Below are 25,555 nucleotides of genomic sequence, written 5' to 3' on the forward strand. Positions count from 1 at the left end.
CGCTACCATTGCGGGAGGCGAGGCGTCGACCGGACGTCGGCGCCCGCGTCTCTCCGAGGACTCCATTCATGTCGTTCGCCGTCGCTTCAACCCGCGTCGCGGCGGCGGCGTTACTGGGCGCCCTGCTCCCTCACGCCCGGGCTGACGAACCTGGCCCGGCGCCGGCGAGCGAGGTCTCGGCGAACGCGGCGGCGGAGCTGGAATTCTTTGAACGACAGGTCCGGCCGCTCTTGGCGGAGCATTGCTACGAGTGCCACAGCGCGAAATCGGAGCCGTTGCAGGCGGGGCTGGCCGTCGACAGCCGGGCGGCGCTGCTGCGGGGGGGCGACACGGGGGCGTCCTTCGTGCCGGGGGCGCCCGACGAAAGCCTGCTGATCGAGGCGGTGCGGTACGAGTCCTACGAGATGCCGCCGAGCGGCAAACTGTCGGACGAGGACATCGCGACGCTGGAACGCTGGGTCGCCCTGGGAGCCCCGTGGCCGGAGGAAGCCGCCCCCGCGGCGGAGGTCGACCGCCCGCAGTTCGATCTGGAGGCCCGCCGGCGGGAGCACTGGGTCTGGCAGCCGATCGAACCGCCGCCGGTCCCCACCGTGGCGGACGGGGCGTGGCCGCGGTCGACCATCGACCGGTTCATCCTCGCCGGGCTGGAGGCGCACAGGCTGCCCCCCGCCGCGGACGCCGACCGGGCGGCCCTGCTGCGAAGGCTGTCGTTCGACCTGACGGGCCTGCCGCCGACGCCGGAGCGGCTGGAGGCGTTCCTCGCCGACGACTCCCAGGACGCGACGGCGGCGCTGGTGAACGAACTGCTCGCCTCGCCGGCCTTCGGCGAACGCTGGGGCCGGCACTGGCTGGACCTCGTCCGCTACGCGGAGTCCCGCGGGCATGAGTTCGACAACGACGCCCCCAACGCCTTCCAATACCGCGATTACATTATCCGGGCGCTGAACGCGGACGTCCCCCACGATCAACTCGTCCGGGAGCACCTCGCCGGCGACTTAATAACGGAGCCGCGGCTCCACCCGGAGGAGGGCTATAACGAGTCGACCCTCGGAGCCGGCTTCTGGTTCTTAGGCGAATGGGTGCATTCCCCGGTGGACGTCCGCAAGGACGAGGCAGATCGCTTCGATAATATGATCGACGTCATGTCGAAAGCTTTTCTGGGCGTGACGGTCTCCTGCGCCCGCTGTCACGATCACAAGTTCGACGCGATCTCGACCGCGGATTATTACGCGCTGACCGGGTTCTTGCAGAGCAGCGATTACCGGCAGGTGCGGTTTGAATCGCTGGAGCGGAACCGCGGCGTCGCCGAGCGACTGGCCGCCGTCGACGCTGAGTATCGAACCCGCATCGCCGAGTTCCTGCGGGAGCGCGGCGTCGATCCGCCGCCGGCGCCGACGCCTTTTGAGGGGGCGCTGGCCGACCGCATCGTCGTCGATTACGGCTCGCTGCCGGAGGTCGAGTATCGGCAGGACGGATTCCTTTTCGGGGCCCGGCCGACGCGACGCGGGGAGCCGTACTGGACGCAGCCGGACGACGCGCCCGAACTGCAATTCGCAGCCGCGGACGCCGCGATCAGCGATCCGCTGTGGCACGGGCTGGAGTCCGTCGCCGAGCCCGCGACGAGCAATAAAAGCAAGCTCGCCCCGTTGCGCGGCAGCGGCCGGACGCTGCGGACGCCGACCTTTCGCCTCGACCACGGCACGCTGCACTGCCGCGTCCGCGGGGCCGGGCATGTGGTCGCCTGCGTCGACTCCCACCGCCTCGTCGCCGGGCCGCTGCACGGCGAGACGATTCAAACGATCAACGCGGGCGGCGACTGGACGACGCTCAAACTCGACCGCTACGTCGGCCACCGGCTGCACCTCGAATTCATCCCGGCCGAGGGCGCCCAATTGGAAGTCCGTTTCGTCGCCCAGGGTCTCGACGGCTCAGAGCGGAAGCGGCTCGACGAGTTCGCCGCCGCGGACGCCGCGGCGCTGACGGCCTACGCGGCGGCGGCCCGCGGGCTGCTTCAGGACGAAGCGCCCGAACTGCCGGCGGCCTGGGCGGCGGAGCGGGCGGCCTTGGGCGAACAGATCCAACGCCGGTCGCAGTTGGCGATGGCGATGGGGGACGGTTCCGGGGAGGACGGCCGCATCTTCATCCGGGGGAACGCCGCGATGCCCGGCGCCGCGGCGCCGCGGCGCTTTCTCACGGCCGTCGCGGGCCCGGAGCCGATGGACATCCCCGCGGGCAGCGGCCGGTTGCAGCTCGCCGCGGCGATCAACGCCCCGGACAACCCGCTCACCGCCCGCGTCGCCGTGAACCGGATTTGGCACCATCTCATGGGCCGCGGCCTCGTGCCGACCACGGACGACTTCGGCGTACTCGGACAGCGGCCGACGCACCCGGAACTGCTCGACCATCTCGCCTCGGAGTTTTTGAAGAACGGTCGCAGCCTTAAAGAGACGATCCGCACGATCGTGCTGTCGCGGACGTATCAACTCAGCAGCCGTCCCCCATCTGGGGCGGCGGACGCCGACCCGAATAACCGGCTGTGGAGCTACCGGCCGCCGAAGCGGTTGGAGGGCGAGGCGATCCGGGACGCGCTGCTGGCGCTCTCCGGGCGACTGGACCCGACGATGTACGGCCGGTCGGTGCCGGTTCACCTCACGCAGTTTATGGACGGCCGCGGCCGTCCGTCCCGCAGCGGACCGCTCGACGGGGCGGGGCGACGGTCGATTTATCTCGCCGTGCGGCGGAACTTTCTGTCGCCGTTCATGCTGACGTTCGACACCCCCGCCCCCTTCAGCACGATGGGCCGCCGCAACGTCTCCAACGTGCCGGCCCAGGCGTTGATCCTGCTCAACGACCCGTTCGTCGCTGAGCAGGCTCAGGGCTGGGCGGAGCGGGCGCTCGCGGCGGCCCCCTCCCCCCGCGAGCGGGTCGAATGGCTGTACCGCACCGCGTTCGCCCGTCCCCCCGCCGAGCGGGAGTTCGCCGTCGCCGCGGCCTTCCTCCAGGAGCAGGCGCAGACCCGCGGCGTACCGCCGGAGGACGACGCGTTATGGGCCGATCTGGCGCATGCGTTGATCAATACAAAGGAGTTCATTTTCCTCCGATGAACGTCTCCTTCCGCTACCCCTGCGAACGAGCCGCCGGCTCCGCCCCGAACGCCCCGCTGCGGGCGGCGCCGACGAGTCGCCGCGAGATGCTGCGACGCTGCGCCAGCGGCTTCGGAGCGGTCGCCCTGGCCGGCCTGCAGGCCGATTCCGCCTTTGGCTTCGCCGACGCCGCGTCCGCCCCGGCGGTCTCCGCCGGGCACGGCCCGCATCATCCGCCGCGGGCGAAGAACGTGATCTTCCTGTATATGGACGGCGGCCCGTCGCAGGTCGACACGTTCGACCCCAAGCCGATGCTGGACCGCTACGACGGACGGTCCCCGGGCGAATTGTTCGATGTGGAGCCGACCCAGTTCGACAACAACGGCGACGTGCTCGCCAGCCCGTGGAAGTTCTCTCAGCACGGCGAGTCCGGCCTGCCGGTCAGCGCCCTGTTTCCGCACGTCGCCGCCTGCGCCGACGAATTGGCGGTGATCCGTTCCATGACGTCGGAGTTCCCGGAGCACACCTTCGCGAATTATTTCCTGCACACCGGCAGCGGATTGCAGGGCCGGCCGAGCATGGGGGCCTGGGTGAACTACGGGCTGGGCAGCGAGTCGCAGAACCTGCCCGGGTTCGTGGTGATCAACGGCGGGCTGATTCCCCCCGGCGGGCTGGACTGCTTCGGCAGCGGCTTCCTGCCGGCCAGCCTTCAGGGATCGGTGTTCAAACCGTCCGGCAGCGGCGTGGCGAACGTCCAGCCCCTGGAGAGCACGACGGAACGGCAACGCGAGAAACTCGACTTGATCGGGGCGCTGGACGGGTTCGCCGCCGAGCACTTCGGCGCGCACGACAGCCTCGAATCCGCCATTCAGAACTACGAACTGGCCTTCGCCATGCAGATGGCCGTGCCGGAGGCGATGGCACTCGACGGCGAGTCCGCGGAAGTCCGCAGCCTCTACGGCCTCGACGCCGAGTTCGAACCGACCCGTATCTACGGGTCCCAGTGCCTGCTGGCCCGGCGGATGATCGAGCGGGGCGTGCGGTTCGTCGAACTGACCTGCCCCGGCGTGGGCCACGACCGCTGGGACCAGCACGGCAATCTGAAGAAGGGCCACGAGCAGAACGCCCGGGCCGTCGATCAGCCGATCGCCGCATTATTAAAAGACCTGCGGCGCCGCGGCCTGCTGGACGAGACGCTGGTCGTGTGGGCCGGGGAGTTCGGCCGCACGCCCTTCGCCCAGGGGAAGAACGGGCGCGATCACAACCCGCACGGCTTCACCGTCTGGCTGGCCGGCGGCGGCGTGAAGGCGGGGGCCGTCTACGGGGCGACCGACGAATGGGGCTATAAAGCAATTGAAAACCGGGTCGAGATGCACGACCTGCACGCCACGATTCTGCACCTGCTGGGCGTGGACCACACCCGGTCCACGTACCGCTTCGGCGGCCGGGACATGCGGCTGACCGACGTGAAAGGGCACGTGATCGACGGCGTCCTCGCCTGATTCGCCGGCGCCGCGGCGCCGGCGAATCAGGCGAGGCGGGTCAGGGCTGGTCCGGGACGTTGTGAATCGTCCAGTAGACCTCCTCGGAGAACGACGTCCCGTCCGCCCCGCGGACGTTCACTTCCAAGTGCAATTGATCGACCGGCCGCAGGTCCGGCGTGCGGAGCGTCAGCGTTCGGCCGTCCTCGCTGAGCGTCGCCCCGGCGATCTCGAGTTCCTGCGTGCCGGGTTTCCCGTCGTCCGGGCGATACGTCGGCGAACCGTATCCGGCGGTCCACTTGTAGTTCCAAACCGTCACCGAGAGTCCCTCAAGGTTCTCCGGGACGGACGGATCGAGCGGGAAGTTAAAGGAGAGTTGCAGCCCCTCCGGCACGACCTGACAGTCGGCGAGCATCCGCATCGGCTTGCCGGTGTAGCGGACGCGGGCGATGCCGCCGTCGGCCAGATTGCCCCGGCCGTTGGCGTTCCAGCCGCTCATCCCCGTCACGTAGACCTGCCCGTCGGCCGGGTTGACGTTGGCCCGCATGATGCCGGTGTCGAAGTCGTGCGGGAACCGCACCACCGCCGCCTGCATCCGGCCGTCGATCTCCTGCGTCATCAGATAAAACAGCCGACCCTGCCCGAAACTGGTGTGCAACAGGCGCCCGGCCAGCGGGCCGAACCGCGGGTCGTCCACGAAGACCTGCCCGCCGGAGGAATTGTCGACCTCCTGCGGCATCCACAGCATCGGCGGGTCGAAACTCTCCGGCGGAACGACCTTTTTATGATCGATCGCCCCGCCGTCGGGCGCCCAGGCGCCGGAGGCGTGGGTCTGCACGTAACCGTAAAAGGCGCCCGGCTCGAGAAGATTAATCTTCGAAGCCGGCATCCAGTTGCCCTGATTGTCGCTGACGACGATCCGCCCGTCCGGCAGGGCGCCCATGCCGTTGGGCGTGCGGAAGCCGGTGGCGACGACCTCCCGCCGCTGCCCGTCCGGCGAGATCTTCACCACCGCCCCGGGCAGTTGATAGTCCGTGTACTGCCCACTTTTCGCGTAATAGAAGTTGCCTTCGTCGTCGGTCTGCAGGTCGAAGTTGAAGGCGTGGTAATAGGTGGAGACGTCCGTATCGGAGCTGAAGCTCTCGTAGAAGTCCGCCTCGCCGTCGGCGTTTCGGTCGTGCAGCCGGGTCAGGCGGTCCTTGCAGGTGACGTAAATCCGCCCGTCGACGATCTTTAACCCGAACGGCTCGTAGAGCCCGCCGGCGTACCGCTGCCAGCGGAGGTTCAACAGGTCGTCGTCGATGCCGGAGACGATCCACACGTCCCCGCCGACGGTCGCCACGGCCATGCGGCCGTCGGGGAAGAAATCGAGGGCCGCGGTGCGGAACCAGGCGTTCCACGGCGACGCTTCCGGCAGCGTAAGCGTATCGACCGCATAGGCGCCGGTTTGAAGTCCGCGGAGGCCGACGGTCTCCAGCGTCTCCGGCCACCGCAGGCCGCCGCCGGCGAGCAGATGCGCGGGGTCGAGCGGGGCGAGTTCGCCGGCGCCCCGATCGTCCTCCGTACTGGCGAACCGCAGGACGTCGATCAACCGCGACCGCTCGCCGGCCGGGATGCGGACGACCCAGCGGCCTTTCTCGTCCACCTCCTGCACGAGACCGTCGATCTCGCCGAACAGTTGCGGGGGAACCGCGTCCGGGCCGGACCGGCCGGCGGCGAGAATCAATTCCGGGCCGGGGCCGATCCGCAACGTATGCCGCACGCCGGCGCGGCCCTTCACTGGAGACGGGACTTCCAATATCTCCCGACCGTCGATTGCATAGGACAGCACGACCCGGTCGCCGTGTAGATAATGGCCGTGATAATCCAGCCAGCGCTCGGGCAGCGGGCCGCGGGGGAGCAGGTCGTCGGTCGGGTAGTCCAGCGTGCCGTCGTGGCCCCAACGCCACAGGTCGAGAGCCGGCACGGACTTGCCGCCGGGTTGGGCGTAACCCTCGCCCCGCAGACGTTTGTGCTGGGTGGCGTCGAGGTTCAGAAACCCGCCGGACCAGAGCCCCGCCTGATCCATCGAGTGCAGATCGTAACTGATCGACAGCTCCCCCAGCCAAATGGTGAGGGCGCTTTCGACCTCCCGGCCGAGTTGCGAGGCGAGGGCGGGGCCGTGATCGCGGTCGGCGGGCGGTTCGAACTCGCCGTCCTCCGTACCCTTGGGAAGCGCGTCGAGATATTCCTCCGTCACCGGCCGATAGCTCGGGTTCGAGTCCTTCATGAATTCGTTGCGGATATAACCGACGACCTCGTACCGCTCCCGTGGGGAGAGCGAGGGCATCGCCCGCATCAGGCCGTTGCCGCGGGAGAGCGTTTGGAACATGCCGTAGGGGTCGGCGCCGAACTTCAACGGCTCTTTACCGAAGGCCCGGGCCGTCGCCAGCGAGGGCGTGTCGCCGTCCGGGCCGTGGCATTGTTCGCAGTTGGATCGATAGAGGTCGCGGCCGCGACGGGGCGAGCCGTTCTCCACCGCCGCCACGATGCGGGCGTGATTGAGGTTCGCCGTGTCGTCCTGCACGACCAATTGCTCCGCGGGCGGCTTCAATTCCGCCGCCCGGGCCGGGCCGCCGTCCCGCAGGGCGAACAGGTATTTGAGCAGGTCGAGAACCGCCCGCTCGGACGGCAGCGTCGCCGCCAGGCCGTCCGGCATGAGGGAAGTCTCCGCCTCGCCCCGTTCGAGCACGTCCGCCTTCGGGACGGCGAGCTCCCGCTCCAGGTTCTCCGCGTCCCGCAGCACGATCGCGGCGTCGTCCTCCCGGACGAACATCCCGCTGACGATCTGCCCGTCGCTTTTGAGAAGCTGAACCGTCCGATAGCCCTCGCGAATCGCTTTGGAGGGTTTGAGCAGGGCCTCGACGAGGTACGCGTCCGTCACGCCTTCCTCAAACTGCGTCAGGTCCGGCCCCAGCGGGGAGCGGCCCTGCTCCGCCGCGTGGCAGTTCACGCAGGCGGCGGCGGAGGTGTAGTAGACGAGGGCCCCGCGGGCCGCGTCGCCCCGCAGCCGGGCCTCCCGGGCGACGACGGCGGGGTCGGCCTGTTGGAGCCGCTCATGCAGCGAGGCGTCAGCCGCCGCCGCGGTCCCCGGAGCGACCGTCCCCGGAGCGACGAGGAGCGCCGGCGCGAAGATCAGGGCGGCCGTAATGCACGACGGCCTGCGGGGCGTGCGGTCCGGGGCGGCCTGCGGGCGTGGCACGGTCGGGGTCTCGCTGAGGGACACGTCGGGTTCCGAAACGGATCGGGATTCGCCGACCCTAACGTCCCCGTCCCGCCCCCGCACCGTCGGGCGGCCCGCCTCGCAGGCCGCGGGAACGCCGGCGGCGGGCAGGGGTGCGGTCGGGGGGCGTCTGCGGGTAGGTTCGCCCGGTTCGCGTTCCCCCCGTCCGTTGGAGCCCCGTTCATGTCGTCGCCCGCCGTCGTTCGTCCCCCGGTCCGGTTTGTCCGCCGCATTACCCTCGTGGCGCTGGGATTGATCGCGGCGGGGACGGCCGCCGGCGCCGGCGCCGACGAGCCCGCGGAGGCGTTCTCCCTGAAGGACCGCATTGCGGCGGCTCAGGCCGAGCAGCCCGCCGCGGGGGACCTGTCATACAAAACGGACGACTGGCACGGTTTCACACGGTTCACTTTCACCGGTGCGGACAGCGACGAATGGATTGTGGCCCCGAAGGCCCCCCGGGCGGACCGGGCCTGGGTCTGGCGGGCCCGGTTCCCCGGCGTGGCGACGGAACTGGACGTGGAACTGCTGAAGCGGGGCTTTCATATTGTCTATAAAGACGTCGCCCAGGACTTCGGCGGGCCGCGGGCGATGCAGCGCTGGCGGGGGTTCTATGAAAAACTCCGCCGGCTGGGGCTGGGGGAGCGGGGGATCTTCGAGGGACTCAGCCGCGGGGGGCTGCCGATCTTCGCCTGGGCCGCGAACTACCCGGAGACCGTCGCGGCCGTCCTGGGCGACAATCCGGTCTGCGATATTCGCTCCTGGCCGGGAGCCGACAACGGGGCGACCAGCGTCGCCTGCATGACCGCCTACGGGGTGACGCCGGAGACGCTGGCGGCGTTCGAGGGCAGCCCGGTAAGGCTGACGGACAAGCTCGCCGCCCCGCGGGCGGACGGGGAGCCGGGGCCGCCGGTCGTGTTCGTCTTGAACGGGGCGGACGAGGTCGTCCCGCCGGCCGACAACGCCGACGTAATGGTCCGCAAACTGCGGGCCGCCGGCGGCACGGTGAAGGTATATCTCAAGCCGGGCCTGGGCCATCACCCGCACGGCCTGCAAACGCCGGAGGCGATTGAGGAACTGGCCGACTGGCTGATCGAGCACGGCACCTTCGCGGCGCCGGCGGCGGGCGGGGATCCAGCGGAAAAATAGACCGTCCCAGGTCAGCGTGGCGTGACGCTCGAACGGAGACCAACCCGAAGCGTCAGCGAGGGCGATCGCTCATCGGCCGGCGGCCGGCGCCCTCGCTGACGCTTCGGGTTGGTGTTGTACGGCCGGAGCTTGTGCTCCGGGCTCATATAGTTCGCCGCCAATTAAAAACGACCGCCGCGGCGAACCGCGACGGTCGATCGTTCCGCCGGGGCGGTCGGCGGCGGGGTTACCGCACGGCGACGCGGTCGGCGTCGGCCTTCTCGGACGGCTCCAGGTCGAAGCGGTCCAGGGTCATCACCTTCGTCCAGGCTTTGACGAAGTCGCGGACGAACTTCTCGTCAGCGGCGTCGGCGGCGTAGACCTCGGCGATGCCGCGGAGCTGGGCGTTCGAGCCGAACACCAGATCGACGCCGCTGGCGGTCCACTTCTGCTCGCCGGTCTCCCGGTCGTAGCCCTCATAAACAAAGTCGCAGTAACCGGCCTTCTTCCAGACGACGTCCATCGTCAGCAGGTTCTTGAAGAAGGCGTTGTTCAACGTGCCCGGGGTCTGGGTGAGCACGCCCAACTCGGCCATCGGGCCGGCGCCGGCGTTGGCGCCGAGCGCCCGCATGCCGCCGACCAGGACCGTCATCTCCGGGACGCTCAGCGTGAGCTGCTGGGCCTTGTCGATCAGCAGTTCCGGCCCCGGCTGGGTCACGGTGCGGGCCTGATAGTTGCGGAAACCGTCCGCGACCGGCTCGAGCGGCTCGAAGGACTCCGCGTCGGTCATCTCCGCGGTGGCGTCGGTGCGACCGGCGACGAAGGGCACGGTCACGTCGTGGCCGGCCTTTTTGGCGGCGTCCTCGATCGCGGCGGCGCCGGCGAGCACGATCAGGTCGGCCAGCGAGATCCGCTTACCGCCGTCTTGGGCGTCGTTGAACTCCTTCTGGATCTCCTCCAGCGTCTGGAGGGACTTGGCGAGCCGCTCCGGTTCGTTGACCTCCCAGTCCCGCTGCGGTTCCAGCCGGACGCGGGCGCCGTTCGCCCCGCCCCGCATGTCCGAGCCGCGGAAGGAGGAGGCGCTGGCCCAGGCGGTCTTCACCAGGTCGGCGGTGGACAGGCCGGACTCCAACGTCTTCTTCTTCAACGCGGCGACGTCGTCCGCGTCGACCAGCGGGTGATCGGCCGCCGGCACCGGGTCCTGCCAGAGTTGAGCCGGGGCGACCTCCGGGCCGAGCAGCCGGTCCACCGGGCCCATATCGCGGTGGGTCAGCTTGTACCAGGCCTTGGCGAAGGCCTCGGCGAACTGGTCCGGGTTCTCATGGAACCGCTTGGAGATCGGCCCGTAGATCGGGTCCATCTTCAGGGAGAGGTCCGTGGTGAACATCATCGGGGCGTGGGTCTTTGCGGGGTCGAACGCGTCCGGCACGGTGCCGGCGCCCTCGTCGCCCTTGGGCTTCCACTGCCAGGCGCCGGCGGGGCTTTTGGTCAGTTCCCACTCGTAGCCGAACAGGTTGTCGAAGTAGCCGTTGGACCACTGCGTCGGGGTGCTGGTCCAGGCGCCCTCCAGGCCGCTGGTGATCGTCTTGTCGCCGAAGCCGGCGCCGTATTTGTTCTTCCAGCCGAGGCCCTGCTCCTCTAGGGAGGCGCCTTCCGGCTCCGCCCCGACGTACTCGGTGGGGTCGCCGGCGCCGTGGGCCTTGCCGAACGTGTGCCCGCCGGCGATCAAGGCGACGGTCTCCTCGTCGTTCATCGCCATGCGGCCGAAGGTGTCGCGGATGGCCAGGGCGCTGGCCAGCGGGTCCGGCTCGCCGTTCACGCCCTGCGGGTTGACGTAGATCAGCCCCATGTGGGACGCGGCGAGCGGCATCTCAAGCTCGCGTTCGCCGGTCTCTTCGTTCTCGGTGTAGCGGGCCTCGTTGCCCATCCATTCGGTCTCGGAGCCCCAGTAAATATCGGCTTCCGGCTCCCACAGGTCTTCGCGGCCGCCGCCGTAGCCGAACGTCTCCAGGCCCATGTCCTCCAGGGCGCAGTTGCCGGTGAGGATCATCAGGTCCGCCCAGGAGAGCTTCTGGCCGTACTTCTGCTTGATCGGCCAGAGCAGGCGGCGGGCCTTGTCCAGGTTGGTGTTGTCCGGCCAGCTGCTCAGCGGGGCGAACCGCAGCGTGCCGGAGGAGGCCCCGCCGCGGCCGTCGAAGGTGCGGTAGGTGCCGGCGCTGTGCCAGGCCATGCGGATGAAGAACGGGCCGTAGTGGCCGTAGTCGGCCGGCCACCAGTCCTTCGAGTCCGTCATCAGGGCTTTGATGTCCTTCTTGACGGCCTCCAGGTCGAGCGTGGCGAACTCGGCGGCGTAGTCGTACTCCTCGCCCAGCGGGTTCAGCGACGGCGGGTTCTGGTGCAGGATCGACAGGTCGAGCTGGTTCGGCCACCACTCCCGGTTGGAGTACGCGCCGGTGGTGCGGGACCGGGCGGCGGTCGACGGACTCGCCCCGCCCCCGCTCATGTCGCCCATCACCGGGCACACGCCGTCGCCCGGCTGACCTTCGGCGGGCTGTCCTTCACCCGGTTTGCCTTCACCCGGCTTGGCGTCGCCGGGGGTGGCGGGAACGGGCTTGTCGCCGGCGACCTCGCCCGGCGGCGGGCCGGACTCCGAGGGCGGCGTGCCCGGCTTGGTGACCGTCGGCCCCTGCTGCGCAAAGGCGGAGGCGGCGAAACAGAGCGCGGCGACGCCGGCCGTCGGTCGGAGGGGAAGGAATCTGGTGATCATGCTCGCTGCTTGAATCGAAGTGGCTGGCGGGGGTCGGCCCCGGCTCGGAACGACCCATGATAACGGCCGCGGACGCCGGTTCGCCCGCAAACATCGCATATCGCCCATGCGTCGAACGCATGGCCGGCCCATGCGTTCGACGTATGGGTTGCATTCCGAAGCCGTGCGGATTGACTGAAGCGCCGCCGCGATGCGTTTGACGCATCAATCCGGGGCGGCGTCCCGTGGTCCGCCCGTAACCGCCGTCGCTTCATGGAACTCACGCCGCTCCGCTACTTCCTCCGCGCCGCCGACCGCGAGAATTTTACCCGGGCGGCCGAGGATCTGAAGGTGTCCCAACCCGCGCTCAGTCGGGCGGTGGCGGGGTTGGAGCGGGAACTGGGCCGCCCGCTGTTCGAGCGCGACGGCCGCACGGTCAAGCTGACCGACGCCGGCCGCACCTTTCGCACCCAGGCGGCGAAGATCGTCGGCCTGGCGGACGACGCCCGGGCGGAGCTGGTCGACGACGGCCGCACCGGGGCGGTGCGGGTGGCGATCATCCCCACCCTCGCCCCGTACCTGTTGCCGGGCCTGCTGCGTTCGTTTGTGGAGATCCGCCCCGAAGCGGAGGTGCGGGTGGCGGAGACCGTCACCGCGGAGTGCGTCCGCAAAGTGCGGGCCGGGGAGAGCGATCTCGCCCTGCTGACCACCCCCGTGCCCGACCCCGCCCTGCACGTGGAGCGGCTTTATGAGGAAGAATTGCTCGCCGCCCTGCCCGCCGGCCACCGGCTGGCGGAGACGCCGACGCTGACGGTGGGCGACTTGCAGAGCGAACCGTTCGTGCTGCTGGGCGAGGCGCACTGTCTGTCGGAGGAGGCGCTGTCCTTCTGCCGTCGCTCCGGGGTGCAGCCGATCCTGCTGGAGCGCACGAGCCAATTAGCGACGGTGAAGGCGCTGGTCGCCGCCGGCCACGGCGTCTCCCTGATCCCCGCCGCCGCCGCCGCCGAGGACCCCGGCATCGCGTACCGCCGCCTCACGGGCGACCGCCCGACCCGCACCGTCGTCGCCGCCTGGGACCAGGAGCGGTACGTCAGCAAGCTGACGAAGGCGTTTCTGGACGTGCTGCGCGGCCGGCGGGCGGGGTAGAGAGGCTTGCGAGTGGCAAGATAAGGCCGGACGATCATCGCCACCCCGCGTCGCCCCTTTCTAGTTTCGCCTCGCATCAGCGAGGCGCAAATGCTACAGCCACTATTATACCGCAATGAAATCTCGTTCCAGACTCCTGCTTGAGAGGTCCGTTGCTGCGATGCTCTCAGCGATGGAAATCTACAACAAGCCGGACTTCAAATATCGAGAAGAGACATTCTCGATACTTTGCGTAAACGCATGGGAGCTGCTGCTTAAATCAAAGTTGCTCAACCTGTCGGGCAACAAGGTCGCCGCCCTGTACGTAATGGACTACAAAACGCTAAAGAGCGGCAAACGCTCGAAGATCAAGCACAAAAAGATCAACCGGGCTGGCAACCCGATGACGATCGGGATTGAAGAGTGCTGGAGAGGCATCCAAGAAGACTTCGGCGTCAAAGTCGATCAAGCCATAATAGACAACCTGACTGCGTTGACAGAAGTTCGAGACAACGCCATCCACTTCGTAAACGACGACATCTCGCTTTGCCTAGTTGTACAGGAACTTGGGACGGCGGCGCTACAGAACTATCTACATCTAGCAACCAGCTGGTTCGGCAACATTTTGGACGGATACAACTTCTACCTGATGCCGCTGTCGTTCGTTCGCGAGTTCGACACTTCCCGCGGAGCCCTACTAAACCCGCAAGAGAAAAAGATGCTCTCCTACATTTCTTCTGTGGAGGCGCGACACGGCACGGGCAAGTCATCAGAAGATTACAACTTCTTACTGCGGATTGATCTCAAGTTCCATAAGGGCAGCACGGTAGACGCAGTTCCGGTCAAGTATTCAAAGGATGCGGACGCCACGGAGGTGCGTTTTTCGGAGGAGGACATCACAGACAGGTTCCCTTGGGACTACTCAATACTTACCACCCGGCTCGGCAAGCGGTACGAAGACTTCAAGGTCAACAAAGACTACCACAAGTTCAGAAAGCAAATTGAACGAGACAAGAAGCTGGCACATACTCGATTGCTCAACCCAAACAACCCAAATGGGGGTCGAAAAATATTGTATAACCCGAACATCGTCAGAAAGTTCGACGCTCATTACAAGCGAAGCTCTCCCGATGGAAATAGTGGAAGCAATGCCGACACTTGAGGCACGGATGGCCGGAGTCGGCCGCCGGGGGGTTGCGAGCAGGGGGTCAGCGCCGTCGGCCGCCGTTGGGAAGGTGACGCGGCTCCCGCTCCGACGGCGGTCGCTCCCCCCGCGGCGTCGCGTCGCCTGGTCGGCCGCGGCCGATGCGGCGCCTTATTTGATGCGGGTGGCGGTCTTGATCTTGCCCTTCTCGTCCAGGCCGTTCATCGAGCGGCCGTCCACGGAGAGTTGCATGCGGTCGAGCCGATAGCCCGTCGACGTGCCGGGTTCCTGGCCCGACAGCGACAGCACGCCCCGCCGGCAGGTCCACCTTAGGTCGCGTTCTTCGCCGGCCGTGCCGTCGGACCAGAGCGCCACGTCCTCGTCGCTGCGGGACCCGACGCTCACGTTCAGGACGGCCACGACGCGGGGGGTCATGTACAGCGTGATCCGGCTTTGGATCTCCCGGGCCGCCTCCGGGTCGTCCCGGATCGCCCGCCGCAGGCTGCGTTCGGCGGCTTTCCGGAGGCGCTTTCCGGACTCGGCGCCCCGCAGGAGGAACTCTCCGGCGTGGTCGCGCATCGGCAACGACAGCGGGATCAGCCCGTCCTCCTCAAAGGCCTTTTTCTCCTCCCCCATCGTGCGGAGCAGGTTCGCCGTCTCCTCGACGGACAACTTGACGCCGCCGTCGATCTGCCCCGCCCGGACGCGTTTCTCCTCCGCCTCGAAGGCGGCGAGGAGCCGGTCCGCGTGTCCGTCCATCGCCTCGACGTGCGCGTCGTACGCCTCGTCGAATTCGTCGGACTCGACCTGTCGAAAACCGCACGAAACCGCGACGGCTCCGACGGCGGCGATCCCGACGGCGACGCGAAGGACGGTCATCGGTTCTCCCAAGTGCGGGCGCGGAGCGGGGCGGAAAATCACACTGCGAACCGGACCGAACTGTCAAGCGAGAACCGCACGCCGGGCGGGTCGCGCTCGGAAGGGAACGCCCGCCGCACGCATCCTCGACACACGCCGCGCCCTTTACCGCCCGAACGGACGCGGCGCCGGGCGGAGGATCTCCGGCAGGCGCACGTTCGTCTTCGCGATCGCCAACCGGGTGCGGGCGCTGACCTTATTGATGCGCGGGTTCGCCGTCAGGCTCCGCCAGCCGCAGTCTTCCCAGGAACGGGGATCGGGTTCGTCCTCGGGAATCAAATCGTCCGCCGTGCCGCCAGGTTCCCATAAATACTGCCGGCGGGCGCCGGCGATGCGGGGGAAGGGCCATTTCGTGCTGCGGCTCTGCACGATCTGCTTGAACGGCACGGCCGGGTGCGTGCGGAACACGCGGCCGCACATCTGCACCGTCGGCCCCTTGGCGCTGTCCCGGCAGAACACGGTTTGGAGGTCCGGACTATCAAAACCCTCCGTCAGCACCATGCAGTTCACCAGCACGCGGGTCTCGCCGGATTGAAACCGGGCGAGCTGGGCGTCGCGGTCGCTGTCGCCGGTGACCGTTTCGCAGGCGACTCCGCCGGCGGTTAGTTGGTTCTCCAGATCGGCGCACTCGGCCCGGGTGCGGAAGAAGGCGATGCTTTTCCCCCAGCGGTCCGGGTTGCGGAGATACGCCTGGGCGACGCCCATCGGCGTGTGGGCGGGGATCGAAAAATGGTCGTAGCGGCTCAGGTAGCCGTCACCGATCAATTGATGAATGCCGGCGTCCCGCAGCACGCGGTCGAAGCAGAGCTTCATTTTGTCCGTGCGGTAGGGCGTGGCGGTCAGGCCGAGAATCCACCGCGGCCGCAATTGATTGTGCAGATGCGCCATGCTGGCCGCGGCGTCGTGCTGGGCTTCGTCGACGATTAAAAGCTCAATCCCCGGCGGCGGGTTTTTGTCGAACATGCTGACGGTGACCAGCGGGTCGACGCCGATCCCCTTCGCCGCGTTCTCCGAGGCGGTCTGGCTCAGCAGGTTCCGCCGCATCGCCGCCCAGCCGACCTTCACGCCGAACTCCTCCTGGAGCAGTTTGGCGATTAAAAGTCCCATCACCGTCTTGCCGCTGCCGGTGGGCGATTCGATCAGCACGCTGCGAGCCGCGGGGGACGGCACGCCGCCGCTATCGATGTGCCGGCCGGCGAGGTGAGCGAGCGCCTGCCGCACGATGCGGGCCTGATAGGGCCGCGGCTGCACCGCCGTGCCCGGCAACAGGCGATCGAGGGCGTCCGGTTCGCCCCGCTCTGCAACGTCCCCCGCTTCGCCGTCGCCGCCAGGCGGTGCGACCTCGGGGGCGGCGGCGAATGGCGGGCTCGGGTCGGTCATCGCGGGGCGTCCGTGCGGGGGAAGGCCCCAGTGTAGGGCCGCGACGATTCGGTTCCCTACCCTCGCCGGGCGATCGGCCGCACAATCAGGCGGCGCCGCCTCCGTTGATTCGCTCCATCACTGCTCCGCCCGTTCCGTTCGCATGGCCGACTCCGCCCCCTCCCCCAGCGCCGGTCCCGCGGCGGATCGCAAACGGGTCGCCGTCGTCGGCGGCGGGATGGCCGGGCTGACCTGCGCGAAGGTCCTGCACGAGGGCGGCGCCGACGTGACCGTCTTTGAACAGTCTGACGGCGTCGGCGGTCGAGTGCGGACCGACGGCTATCAGGGCTTCAAGCTGGACCGCGGCTTTCAGGTGCACCTGACCGCGTACCCGGAGGCGAAGCGGCACCTGGATTATTCCCAGCTCGATCTGCACCCCTTCCGGCCGGGGGCGCTGGTGTTTCACAAGGGCAAGCTGCGGCGGATGGACGACCCGTGGCGGGGCTGGAACAAGCCGCTGCGGGTGATGAAGACGGCGGCGCTGGGCGTGGGCTCCCCGCTGGACAAGCTGAAGGTCGGCGGCCTGCGGGCCTCGGCGCTGTCCGGGTCGATCGACAAGCTGTTCCACCTGCCGGAACGCACCACGCTGGCGGCCCTGCGGGACAACGCCGGGCTGTCCGACGAGATGATCGACGGCTTCCTGCGGCCGTTCCTCGCCGGGGTGTTCCTCGAACAGGAACTGACCACCAGCAACCGGTTCTTCTACTTCGTGTTCCGCATGTTCGGCGAGGGCCAGGCGACACTGCCCGGCGGCGGGATGGGCTCCGTGCCGAAGCAGCTCGCCGACCGCCTGCCCTACGGCGCCGTGCGGCTGCGGCGGACGGTGACGGCCGTGACGAAGACCTCCGTGACGGTGGAGGGTTCCGAACCGCAGCCCTTCGACGCGGTCGTCCTCGCCGCCGGCGGCGAGGCGACGAAGGCGCTGGGCGTCGCACTGGACCGCCCCGCCCCGACGAAATGGCACGGCACGACCTGCGTCTACTTCACCGCGGACCGGGCGCCGGTGAACGAGCCGATCCTGATCCTCAACGGCGACGGCCCGCAGGCGGGCCAGGGCGGCGGCGGGCCGATCAACAACCTGTCGTTCCTCTCCCGCGTCTGCCCGACCTACGCCAGCGGGGGGAAGGAGTTGATCTCCGTGAACGTCGTCGGCGCGGCCGGGGAGACCCCGAAGCTGGTCGAGGCGATCCGCAAACAGGCGACCGTCTGGTTCGGCCGGCAGGCGGAGCGTTGGGAGCACCTGAAGACGATCGCGATCCCCAAGGCCCTGCCCGCCTACGACCCGCCGACCACCCCGCCGACGGAGATCCCCGCGACGACGGCGGACGGGTTCTACGTCTGCGGCGACTGGCGTACCGACCCCAGCGTCAACGGCGCCATGGCCAGCGGCCGCCGCGCCGCGGAGGCGGTGTTGGCGGTAGGGTGACGCCCGCCCCCTTACCCGCTCCCCCGAGAGACAAGATGGCCGACTCCTCTTTCCGTCAGTGGATGGAACTCCTTCAAGAATCACGAGGAGACACCCCGGAGTGGCCCGTGTTGCTGACCGCCATGTTGCGTCGGCAGTTCGACTCGGAGCGAACGGAGGACCGCACATACAAGGGCGGGCCGCTGCTCATCGACCGAGCGGGACATCCCGAAGCGAGCAGACCCGAAGCGAGGGCGGTCTACGGTCTATTCAAGCAGTGCCAGGAAGAATACGCGGGCGTGCTTCAAATCGGCGGCGACCGCTACCGATTGTTGGGATTCAACGTCCCAAACCAGGAGAAGCAGCGCGGACGTTGTGCCGACCTTCTCGGCATCACGCCCTCCGGAGGTTTGGCGGTATTCGAGGCGAAGGTGCAAACCGGCGCCGGGTATCCCCTGACCGCCGTGATGGAAGCACTCGACTACCTTTCCTCGCTCACCTGCTCAGGAACGTTCGCAAGACTTTACGAAGAATACGGGGCTCTTCCCGCGGGTGCGGATGGTTTCTCGCCGCCCGACCTTGCGGCTCGGCATGAGGTCGTCGTGTTGGGCGCCGCCGCATACTGGAACACCGTCGGTAACTCTGGCTGCGGCACCGGCTGGGACAGTTTCGCGGCGGTCGCTGGACACGGGTCGCCCGCAGTGCGTTTCGCGCGAGCGATCGTCGGGGAGGACGGGGCGTTCGTCCCAGACGCCGTGACTTGGCACGGGAGCGAATGACGGCGGAGAGTTGCGCCTCACTCGCTCCAGACGGCCAGTTCGTTGCCGGTGGGGTCGGTGAAGTGAAAACGGCGACCGCCGGGGAAGGCGTAGATCGGCTTCGCGATCGTCCCGCCGGCGTCCTCGACGGCGGACTGGGCGGCGGCAAGGTCGGCGTGGTAGAGCACCGGCAACGGCCCGGCGCCCGGCTCGCCGACCGGGCGGGCGCCGTCGAAACCGCCGTCCAGCCCGGCGCCGGCGAAGGCGAGGTAGTCCGGGCCGTATTCCGTGAAGCTCCAGCCGAACGCCGCCTCGTAGAACGCCCGCGTCGCCGCCGAGTCCGCCATGGGCAGTTCGAGGTAGTTGATCGTGTTGGAGCCGGGCATCTGGGCGCTTTGGGTTGCGTGAGCGGACGGAAACAGTCAGGCAATCCGCGGCCGGTTTACGGGAGCCGACGGGCGGTTTATCCTACAGCGTCGGCCGGCTTGCTTCCCGTGCACGCGGCCGCGAGGCACGGTGCGCGGGAATCGATCCGTCGGGTTCGGGGTGGACCGCGAGCGCCCTTCTGAGCGACACCCCCGTCGACCGCCTCCGCTCGCGCGGTCGTTCCGTCTCCCCCAGCCCCGGCCGCGTGCCGCGTCGCACGATGTCCCAGCCCTCCCCGCCGCATTCGTCGTCCGTCGGCCAGGGATCCCGGGGCCCGGGAGCGTTTCCGGTGGGCGCACCGCGGCTGCGGCTGATTCTCTGCCTGCACAATCACCAGCCGGTCGGCAACTTCGACGGCGTGTTCGCCGCCGCCTTCCGCGACAGCTACGAACCGTTCCTGAACGAGTTCGAGCCGTTCGAGTCCCTGCGGATCGCCCTGCACACCTCCGGCAGTCTGCTGGAATGGCTGGAGATGAACCGCCCGGCCTACCTGCGGCGGGTGCGGGACCTGGTGGAAGCCGGCCGGATCGAAATCCTCGGCGGGCCGTTCTACGAACCGATCCTCGCCGGCATCCCCCGCCGCGACCGCATCGGGCAGATGACGCGGTACTCCCACCACCTGAAAAGCCTGTTCGGCCAGCCGATCCGCGGGATGTGGCTGCCGGAGCGCGTCTGGGAGCAGCAGTTCGCCGGGGACATCGCCAAGTCGGGGCTGGAATACTGCGTGCTGGACGACGGCCACCTGCGGGCCGCCGGCCTGCGGGACGAGGACCTCAACGGGCACTTCCTCACCGAGGACGACGGCCGCCTGATCGCCCTGTTCCCCGGCGACGAGCACCTGCGTTACCTGATGCCCTTCCGGCCGCCGCAGGAGACGATCAACTACCTCAAGCACATCGCCGCCGCCCGCGAGGCCGCCGGCGCCCCGCAGGGCTCCGCGGTGGTGTTCGGCGACGACGGCGAAAAGTTCGGCACCTGGCCCGGCACCCAGAAGGCCGTCTACGAACGCGGTTGGCTGCGGAAGTTCTTCGAAGCCCTCGCCGAGAACGGCGACTGGCTGCAGACCAGCACCTTCAGCGAAACCCTCGACGCGGTGCCCCCCGCCGGCGAGGTCAGCGTGCCGGACTGCTCCTACCGAGAAATGACCGAGTGGGCGCTGAACACCCAGCGCCAGACCGAACTGCACGACCTCGTCGAGGCGAAAACGCCCGAGGCCGATTGGAGTGCCCTGAAACCCTACATCCGCGGCGGAAACTGGCGGAACTTCCGCACGAAGTACCCCGAGGCCCGGGAGATGTACGCCCGGATGACGGAGGTCTCCGCCCGGCTCGAGGCCTTCGTGCAAAGCGTCGAGGGACCGGACAAGGCGAAGCTCGATCAGGCCCGCACGCACCTTTATAAAGCGCAGTGCAACTGTTCTTACTGGCACGGGGCGTTCGGCGGGCTGTATCTCCCCCACCTGCGGAACGCGGTTTACGATCACCTGATCTCCGCCGACAGCATTCTTGATGAATTAGAAGGCCGCACCGGCCGGTGGTGCGCGGTCGCGGCGAAGGACTACGACCTGGACGCCCGCAAAGAGGTCCGGCTGGCCGGCGACAAGCTGATCGCCTACCTCAAGCCCAGCCGCGGCGGGATCTGCTACGAACTGGACGTCCGCGGCGCCGGGCACAACCTGCTGGCGACGCTGGACCGCCGGCCGGAGCCCTATCACGCCCGCATCCTCGCTCACGCCGCCAACCCGCAGATCGCGGCCGCGGCCCACGACAGCGAGGAAAGCGTCTCCATTCACGACTTGGTCCACTTCAAGCAGCCGAACCTCGAGCAGAAGCTCGGCTACGACCTGTACCCGACCAAGGCGTTCGTGGATCACTTCCTCGAACCGGGCCTGACCCGCGAGGAGTTCCGGGCCGGCCGCGGGGAGCTGTCCGACTGCCCCACTGGCGTGTTCGAGACGACGCTGAAGCGCTCCGCCGCCGCCGCCACGGTGATGATGAGCCGCACCGCCCGGTTGGCCCGGTTCGCGGTGCGGATGCACAAGACGGTCACGCTGGCGGCGGGCTCGAACGCCCTGTCGGTCCGCTACCAGTTCAGCGGCCTGCCCGCCGGGCGGCCGGTGCATTTCGCCACCGCCGTGCACCTGGCCGGCCTCGCCGGCAGCGCGGAGGACCGCTACTTCTACGACGCACACGGCGTCCGCCGCGGCACGCTCGACACCCCGCTCAACCTGCCCTCTACCAACCGCGTGGGCCTGTGCGACGAGTGGCTGGGCCTCGACGCCGCCTTGGAGCTGGGCACCGCCAGCAGCGGCGGCCCCGGCGGGATCTGGACCCACCCGGTCGAAACCGTCTCCGGCAGCGAAGCCGGCTTCGAGAGCGTCTTCCAAAGCTGTGCCGTCGTGCCGCACTGGGAGTTCCTCGTCCCCGCCGACGGCCGCTGGGCGGTGGATCTGACCCTCACCTGCGACGCCAGCGCCGCCCAGGCCCAAGCCCTCGAGAAGGGCCTGACGAAAGAGGCGATGCGGCTCCGCGCCGCCTGAGCGATGCGGCGGAGCGAGAGGAAGCCGCGGGACTTCGTCGCGGTTTCGCACTGTGAGCCCGGAGCGCAAGCTCCGACTGTGCGTGCCGGCGACGCCGACGGCCGGAGCTTGCGCTCCGGGCTCACAAGCAACGCGGCGCCTCCGCGTGGCTCTCTCGAATTGAACACGCCCCGGACGCTGGGCAGCGTCCGGGGCGTGCGTGTCGAAACGGCTGGCCGGTCGGCGGCTCAGAAGTCGTCGACCACTTCCCCGCCGGCCCGGGTGCCGAGGGCGCCCCAGGTGCCGTAGGGGCTCCGTCCGCTGGTCACGTTCGCCGTGCCGGTCGACAGGGCCGGGGTCGTGGTGGCGTCGATGGTCTCCGAGACGAACCGCACGCTGCCGTCCGCCATCGTGACCTGCACGCCGCCGGTGTGATAGCTGCCGGCGGAGATGTTCACGTCGTTCTCGATCCCGGTTCCGCCGGAGCAGCTGGGGCCGTTCGGGGGCAGGATCGTGGTGAACCCGGAGTAGTGCCCGTGAGAGCGGAACCAAGCCCCGCCGCGGTCCTGCTGGTAGTCCGTGCCGGCCGGGTAGAAGCCGGGGTTGTTGGGGTCGTTGGCGGCGGCGAGGCAGCCCTCGGGGGTCGAATAATTCGAGGCGTTTCTCCACAGCCCGCCCTGGTAGCTGCGGTCCTGCTGCCGGCCGATCTCCGCGAACAGCAGCGTGTTCACGGTGCCGTCCCGGGCGTCGCGCAGTCCCAGACTGGCCTGATAAACAAACATGCCCCGGGCCTTGGTGCGGCTCGAGTCGCCCACGCCGTCGGCGTTGTCGCCCCAGTTGACGGCGTAGTTGGTGTCCGCGGCGGTGCCGAACAGCGGGCCGTCGCTGGGGCACATTAAGACGTTCAGCGTGTGCCGCTCCGGCGGGTAGTTGCTGTCGCCGTTGCCCCCGAACGGCGGCCACTGCGGGTCGGCGGCGACGAGGGTCGTCCCGCTGTACTCCTGACCGTACGGTTTACTGATCTGATTCCAGAGCGCCGTTTCGTCCAGGAAGGGCGTCAGCGGGGGAAAGACGCCCATGTTCAGGCCGGTGCTGACCGCCTTATAGCCGGCCGCCCCATGGGCGGTGCCGTTGTTGGTTCCGCCGCACCCCATCGGGAACACCTTGTAGGTGCTGTGATAATTGTGCATCGCCAACCCGAGTTGCTTCAGGTTGTTCTGACACTGGCTCCGCCGGGCCGCCTCCCGCGCCTGCTGCACCGCGGGCAGCAGCAGGGAAACCAGGATCGCGATAATCGCGATCACCACCAGCAGTTCGATCAGCGTGAACCCGGCGCGCAATCGCCGCGCGGGAAAATGGAACGCTTGCAAAGGAAAGAGGCCTGAGAGAGTTGAGGCAGAGATCGGCCCGAAGCGGGCATTCGTCGCCGCCCGGACGGGCAGTTCGACAGCGAGCACGACTTGAGAACCTATCGGGCGGAGTCGCCGCACACAAACGACGGCGTCGTCGCGGCCGAATAGGCGCCCCCTCTCATAAGCCCCTCACGACCCGGCGCCGCAACCAAAACCGGCCCGCCGGCAGAGGCCGGCGGGCCGTCGGACGTCGTGGCAGGTCCGCGGCGGGCGAGCTTAGAACCCGCCCTCGGTGGAGTCGCCAGCGCTGCGAGTGCCCAGGGCGCCCCACACGCCGTAGGGACTGGGCCCGGCGTTGGGCAGCGCGGTCGCCGCCACGCCCGCCGGCCGGGAGACGTCGATGGTTTCGCTGATGAACTGCACGCTGCCGTCCACCATCACGCCCTGGATGCCGCCGCCGTGGTAGCTGCCGGCTGAGTACACGCCGTTCGAGTACGCGTCGGTATCGTCGCAACTGGGGCCGTTCGGCGGCAGGATCGTCGTGAAGGCGCTGTACGGGAGCATGTTCTCGTTCCAGCGGTCGCCGCGGTTCGTGTTGTGACTCACGCTGCTGGGGAGGTTCGTGCTGTAACGCCCGGGCGTGTTGGGGTCGGCGGCGGCCTGGAGGCACAGACCCGGCTCGGGGTAGCCGCCGTTATTGTCGCTGAACGTCCCCATGGTGACGCCCATCAGGTAGCCGCCCTGGAAGGCCCGGTCGCCGTTGTTCCGGCCGATCTCCGCGAACAGCAAAGTATTCACCGTCCCGTCCCGGGCGTCCTTGATGCCGAGGTTCTCCCCGCGGACGAACATGCCCCGACAGTTATTGATGTTCGTGTCTCTGGGGCTGGAGCCGTTGTCGCCCCAGTTGTGGGCGTAGTTCGTTTTGCCCCGGTCGGTGGCGCCGTTCGGCGTCGGGGCCCCGTCCGTCGGGCACAGCAGGACAGGGAGTTGCGCCATCCAGACCGGGTGGTTGCCGTCGTTGGCCTTATGAAAGGGCACGAAATCCGGCCCGGGCCAAACGATGTTCCCGTCCCCGTTCGTATCGATCGGGTTGCTGAGCTTCTGCCACAGCGCCCCCTCGTCCAGGAACGGCAGCAGGGAGAGGAACGCGGAGCCGTCCTCCACGAGCATCGTTCCGCCGGACGGGAACATCTTGTACTGGCTGTGATAATTGTGCATCGCCAGCCCGAGTTGCTTCAGGTTGTTCTGGCACTGGCTCCGACGGGCCGCCTCACGCGCCTGCTGCACGGCCGGCAGCAGCAGCGAGACCAGGATCGCTATAATGGCGATCACCACCAACAGCTCAATGAGCGTGAAGCCCGCGCGTCGTGAGCGATTGCGGACAGAAAGCGTCGACATGAAAGGTCCGACAGAGGGAGTGAGGCCTGGGAAGCCGGGGCGCCTCGGAGCGGCGACGAAGAACGCCGCCCGTCTCCGAAACGGTGGGAGGCCGCGCAGCGTATTCGCCTTCGTTGATGAAAGCAATTCCTGATCTGAAAGGAGCACGGTCCGCCAGGCGGGCCGGCGGACCGTGCCGTTTGGAGCGTGAGGACCGTCGGCCGGGGGCCGGCGGGGACCGCTCGCGTCGATTGAGCGGCGCGTTTGATTAATACGCGCCCTCGGTGGAGTCGCCGGCGCTGCGGGTCGCCAATGCGCCCCACACGCCGTACGGGCTTTCGCCGGACAGGACGTTCGGAGCGCTGCTGTTGCCGGCGTCGATCGTATCGGAGATGAACTGGACGCTGCCGTCGGCCATCACCGCCTGCACGCCGCCGCCGTGGTAACTGCCGGCGGACATGATCACCTGATCCCAGGGACCGTCATCATGCGTGCAGTTCGGGCCGTTGGGCGGCAGGATCGCGTTGAACCCCGTGAAGTAGGTGTCGTAGTGAATCCAGCGATCGCCGCGGCCGGTGCCGTAGCCGCTGCTGCCGGTCAGGGCAGCGTCGACGGGGTAGCGCCCGGGGCTGTTGGGGCTTGTGGCAGCGGCGATGCAGGCGGCCGGATTGGCGTAATTGTTGCTGCCGTCGGGCGAAACGCCAGTCACGTCTTTCAGATAGCCGCCCTGATAGGCCCGGTCGCCGTTGTTCCGGCCGATCTCCGCGAACAGCAAAGTATTCACCGTCCCGTCCCGGGCGTCTTTGATGCCCAGACCCTTGTCCTTCCCCTGCATGAACATGCCGCGGCAACGGTTGATATCGCCGGTCCGCGTGCCGCCGGTGTTGTCGCCCCAGTTGATCGCGTAATTCGTTTCGCCCCAATCGTTGGCGCTGGGCCTCGGGGCGCCATCGGTCGGGCACAGCAGCACGTTGGGCTGCGAGACCCAAACCGGGTAGTCGCCGTTCCAGGGCGAGGGGAACGGGGGGTAGGTCGTCGCGGGGGTGTGGCCGCCGTCGGTGTAGTTCGGCACGCCGCCCGTCTTCGTCCGATTAACCGTGCCGCTGACCTGCCGCCACAGGGTGCCCTCGTCCAGGAAAGGCAGCAGGGCCACGAACGGCGAGGTGGCGTTGCTGTAGCCCAGCCCGCCGGACGGGAACCGCTTGTGCTGGCTGTGATAATTGTGCATCGCCAGCCCGAGTTGCTTCAGGTTGTTCTGGCACTGGCTCCGACGGGCCGCCTCACGCGCCTGCTGCACCGCCGGCAGCAGCAGGGAGACCAGGATCGCGATGATCGCGATCACCACCAATAATTCGATCAGCGTGAAGCCGGCGCGTCGTGCGCGAAAATTCGAACGAGTCATCAGGGACAGATCCG

General features: G+C 68.4%; 16 protein-coding genes. 8 read left to right on the forward strand and 8 right to left on the reverse strand.

Annotated elements, in window-relative coordinates; genetic code table 11:
• The first annotated feature begins 68 nt into the window (after positions 1-68).
• Positions 69-3,104 carry a PSD1 and planctomycete cytochrome C domain-containing protein gene (locus tag CA12_RS02725; protein ID WP_145357344.1) on the forward strand — a complete coding sequence of 1,012 codons (3,036 nt, stop codon included), beginning with the start codon at positions 69-71 and terminating at the stop codon, positions 3,102-3,104.
• An 86-nt stretch (positions 3,105-3,190) separates the two neighbouring features.
• Positions 3,191-4,585 (forward strand): DUF1501 domain-containing protein, encoded by a 1,395-nt coding sequence (locus CA12_RS02730; protein WP_145361264.1) that lies wholly within the window; start codon positions 3,191-3,193, stop codon positions 4,583-4,585.
• Between the two features lie 40 nt (positions 4,586-4,625).
• Here CA12_RS02730 and CA12_RS02735 read toward each other — a convergent pair whose 3' ends face one another.
• Positions 4,626-7,829, reverse strand: coding sequence for a DUF6797 domain-containing protein (locus tag CA12_RS02735; protein ID WP_207622118.1), 3,204 nt, complete (start codon positions 7,827-7,829; stop codon positions 4,626-4,628).
• Between the two features lie 180 nt (positions 7,830-8,009).
• On the opposite strand from CA12_RS02735, the gene CA12_RS02740 reads away from it, so the two are divergent.
• Positions 8,010-8,972 (forward strand): alpha/beta hydrolase family protein, encoded by a 963-nt coding sequence (locus CA12_RS02740; protein ID WP_145357346.1) that lies wholly within the window; start codon positions 8,010-8,012, stop codon positions 8,970-8,972.
• Positions 8,973-9,198: 226 nt separating this feature from the next.
• On the opposite strand, the gene katG is transcribed toward CA12_RS02740, so the two are convergent.
• Positions 9,199-11,718, reverse strand: a complete 2,520-nt coding sequence (katG, locus tag CA12_RS02745) for a catalase/peroxidase HPI (RefSeq protein ID WP_145357348.1) — start codon at positions 11,716-11,718, stop codon at positions 9,199-9,201.
• Positions 11,719-11,970: 252 nt separating this feature from the next.
• Here katG and CA12_RS02750 point away from each other — a divergent pair, with 252 nt between their 5' ends.
• Positions 11,971-12,843 (forward strand): LysR family transcriptional regulator, encoded by an 873-nt coding sequence (locus CA12_RS02750; RefSeq protein ID WP_145357350.1) that lies wholly within the window; start codon positions 11,971-11,973, stop codon positions 12,841-12,843.
• 172 nt (positions 12,844-13,015) lie between these two features.
• The gene (locus CA12_RS02755; RefSeq protein ID WP_207622119.1) at positions 13,016-13,984 is read left to right on the forward strand and encodes a DUF3644 domain-containing protein; all 969 of its coding nucleotides are present in this window, start codon (positions 13,016-13,018) and stop codon (positions 13,982-13,984) included.
• Positions 13,985-14,137: 153 nt separating this feature from the next.
• Here the strand turns inward: CA12_RS02755 and CA12_RS02760 are convergent, their stop codons facing one another.
• Entirely contained in the window at positions 14,138-14,845 is a 708-nt protein-coding gene (locus CA12_RS02760; protein WP_145357354.1) for a hypothetical protein, read from the reverse strand.
• Positions 14,846-14,989: 144 nt separating this feature from the next.
• Complete coding sequence (locus tag CA12_RS02765; protein WP_145357356.1) at positions 14,990-16,264, reverse strand: DEAD/DEAH box helicase; 1,275 nt, start codon at positions 16,262-16,264, stop codon at positions 14,990-14,992.
• A 142-nt stretch (positions 16,265-16,406) separates the two neighbouring features.
• On the opposite strand from CA12_RS02765, the gene CA12_RS02770 reads away from it, so the two are divergent.
• Complete coding sequence (locus tag CA12_RS02770; protein ID WP_145357358.1) at positions 16,407-17,729, forward strand: NAD(P)/FAD-dependent oxidoreductase; 1,323 nt, start codon at positions 16,407-16,409, stop codon at positions 17,727-17,729.
• 35 nt (positions 17,730-17,764) lie between these two features.
• Positions 17,765-18,487 carry a hypothetical protein gene (locus tag CA12_RS02775; RefSeq protein WP_145357360.1) on the forward strand — a complete coding sequence of 241 codons (723 nt, stop codon included), beginning with the start codon at positions 17,765-17,767 and terminating at the stop codon, positions 18,485-18,487.
• Between the two features lie 17 nt (positions 18,488-18,504).
• Here the strand turns inward: CA12_RS02775 and CA12_RS02780 are convergent, their stop codons facing one another.
• The gene (locus CA12_RS02780) at positions 18,505-18,852 is read right to left on the reverse strand and encodes a VOC family protein (protein ID WP_145357362.1); all 348 of its coding nucleotides are present in this window, start codon (positions 18,850-18,852) and stop codon (positions 18,505-18,507) included.
• A 329-nt stretch (positions 18,853-19,181) separates the two neighbouring features.
• On the opposite strand from CA12_RS02780, the gene CA12_RS02785 reads away from it, so the two are divergent.
• A complete protein-coding gene (locus tag CA12_RS02785; RefSeq protein ID WP_242688108.1) occupies positions 19,182-21,431 on the forward strand; it encodes an alpha-amylase/4-alpha-glucanotransferase domain-containing protein in 2,250 nt (749 codons plus the stop codon).
• A gap of 227 nt (positions 21,432-21,658) precedes the next feature.
• Here CA12_RS02785 and CA12_RS22385 read toward each other — a convergent pair whose 3' ends face one another.
• The 3 genes from CA12_RS22385 to CA12_RS02800 form a co-directional block, all read right to left on the reverse strand.
• Positions 21,659-22,750, reverse strand: a complete 1,092-nt coding sequence (locus CA12_RS22385; RefSeq protein WP_207622120.1) for a DUF1559 domain-containing protein — start codon at positions 22,748-22,750, stop codon at positions 21,659-21,661.
• Between the two features lie 288 nt (positions 22,751-23,038).
• A complete protein-coding gene (locus CA12_RS02795) occupies positions 23,039-24,160 on the reverse strand; it encodes a DUF1559 domain-containing protein (RefSeq protein ID WP_145357368.1) in 1,122 nt (373 codons plus the stop codon).
• Positions 24,161-24,407: 247 nt separating this feature from the next.
• Positions 24,408-25,541 (reverse strand): DUF1559 domain-containing protein, encoded by a 1,134-nt coding sequence (locus CA12_RS02800; protein ID WP_165700516.1) that lies wholly within the window; start codon positions 25,539-25,541, stop codon positions 24,408-24,410.
• Positions 25,542-25,555 lie beyond the last annotated feature (14 nt).

This window comes from Alienimonas californiensis, from assembly GCF_007743815.1.
Lineage (GTDB): Bacteria > Planctomycetota > Planctomycetia > Planctomycetales > Planctomycetaceae > Alienimonas > Alienimonas californiensis.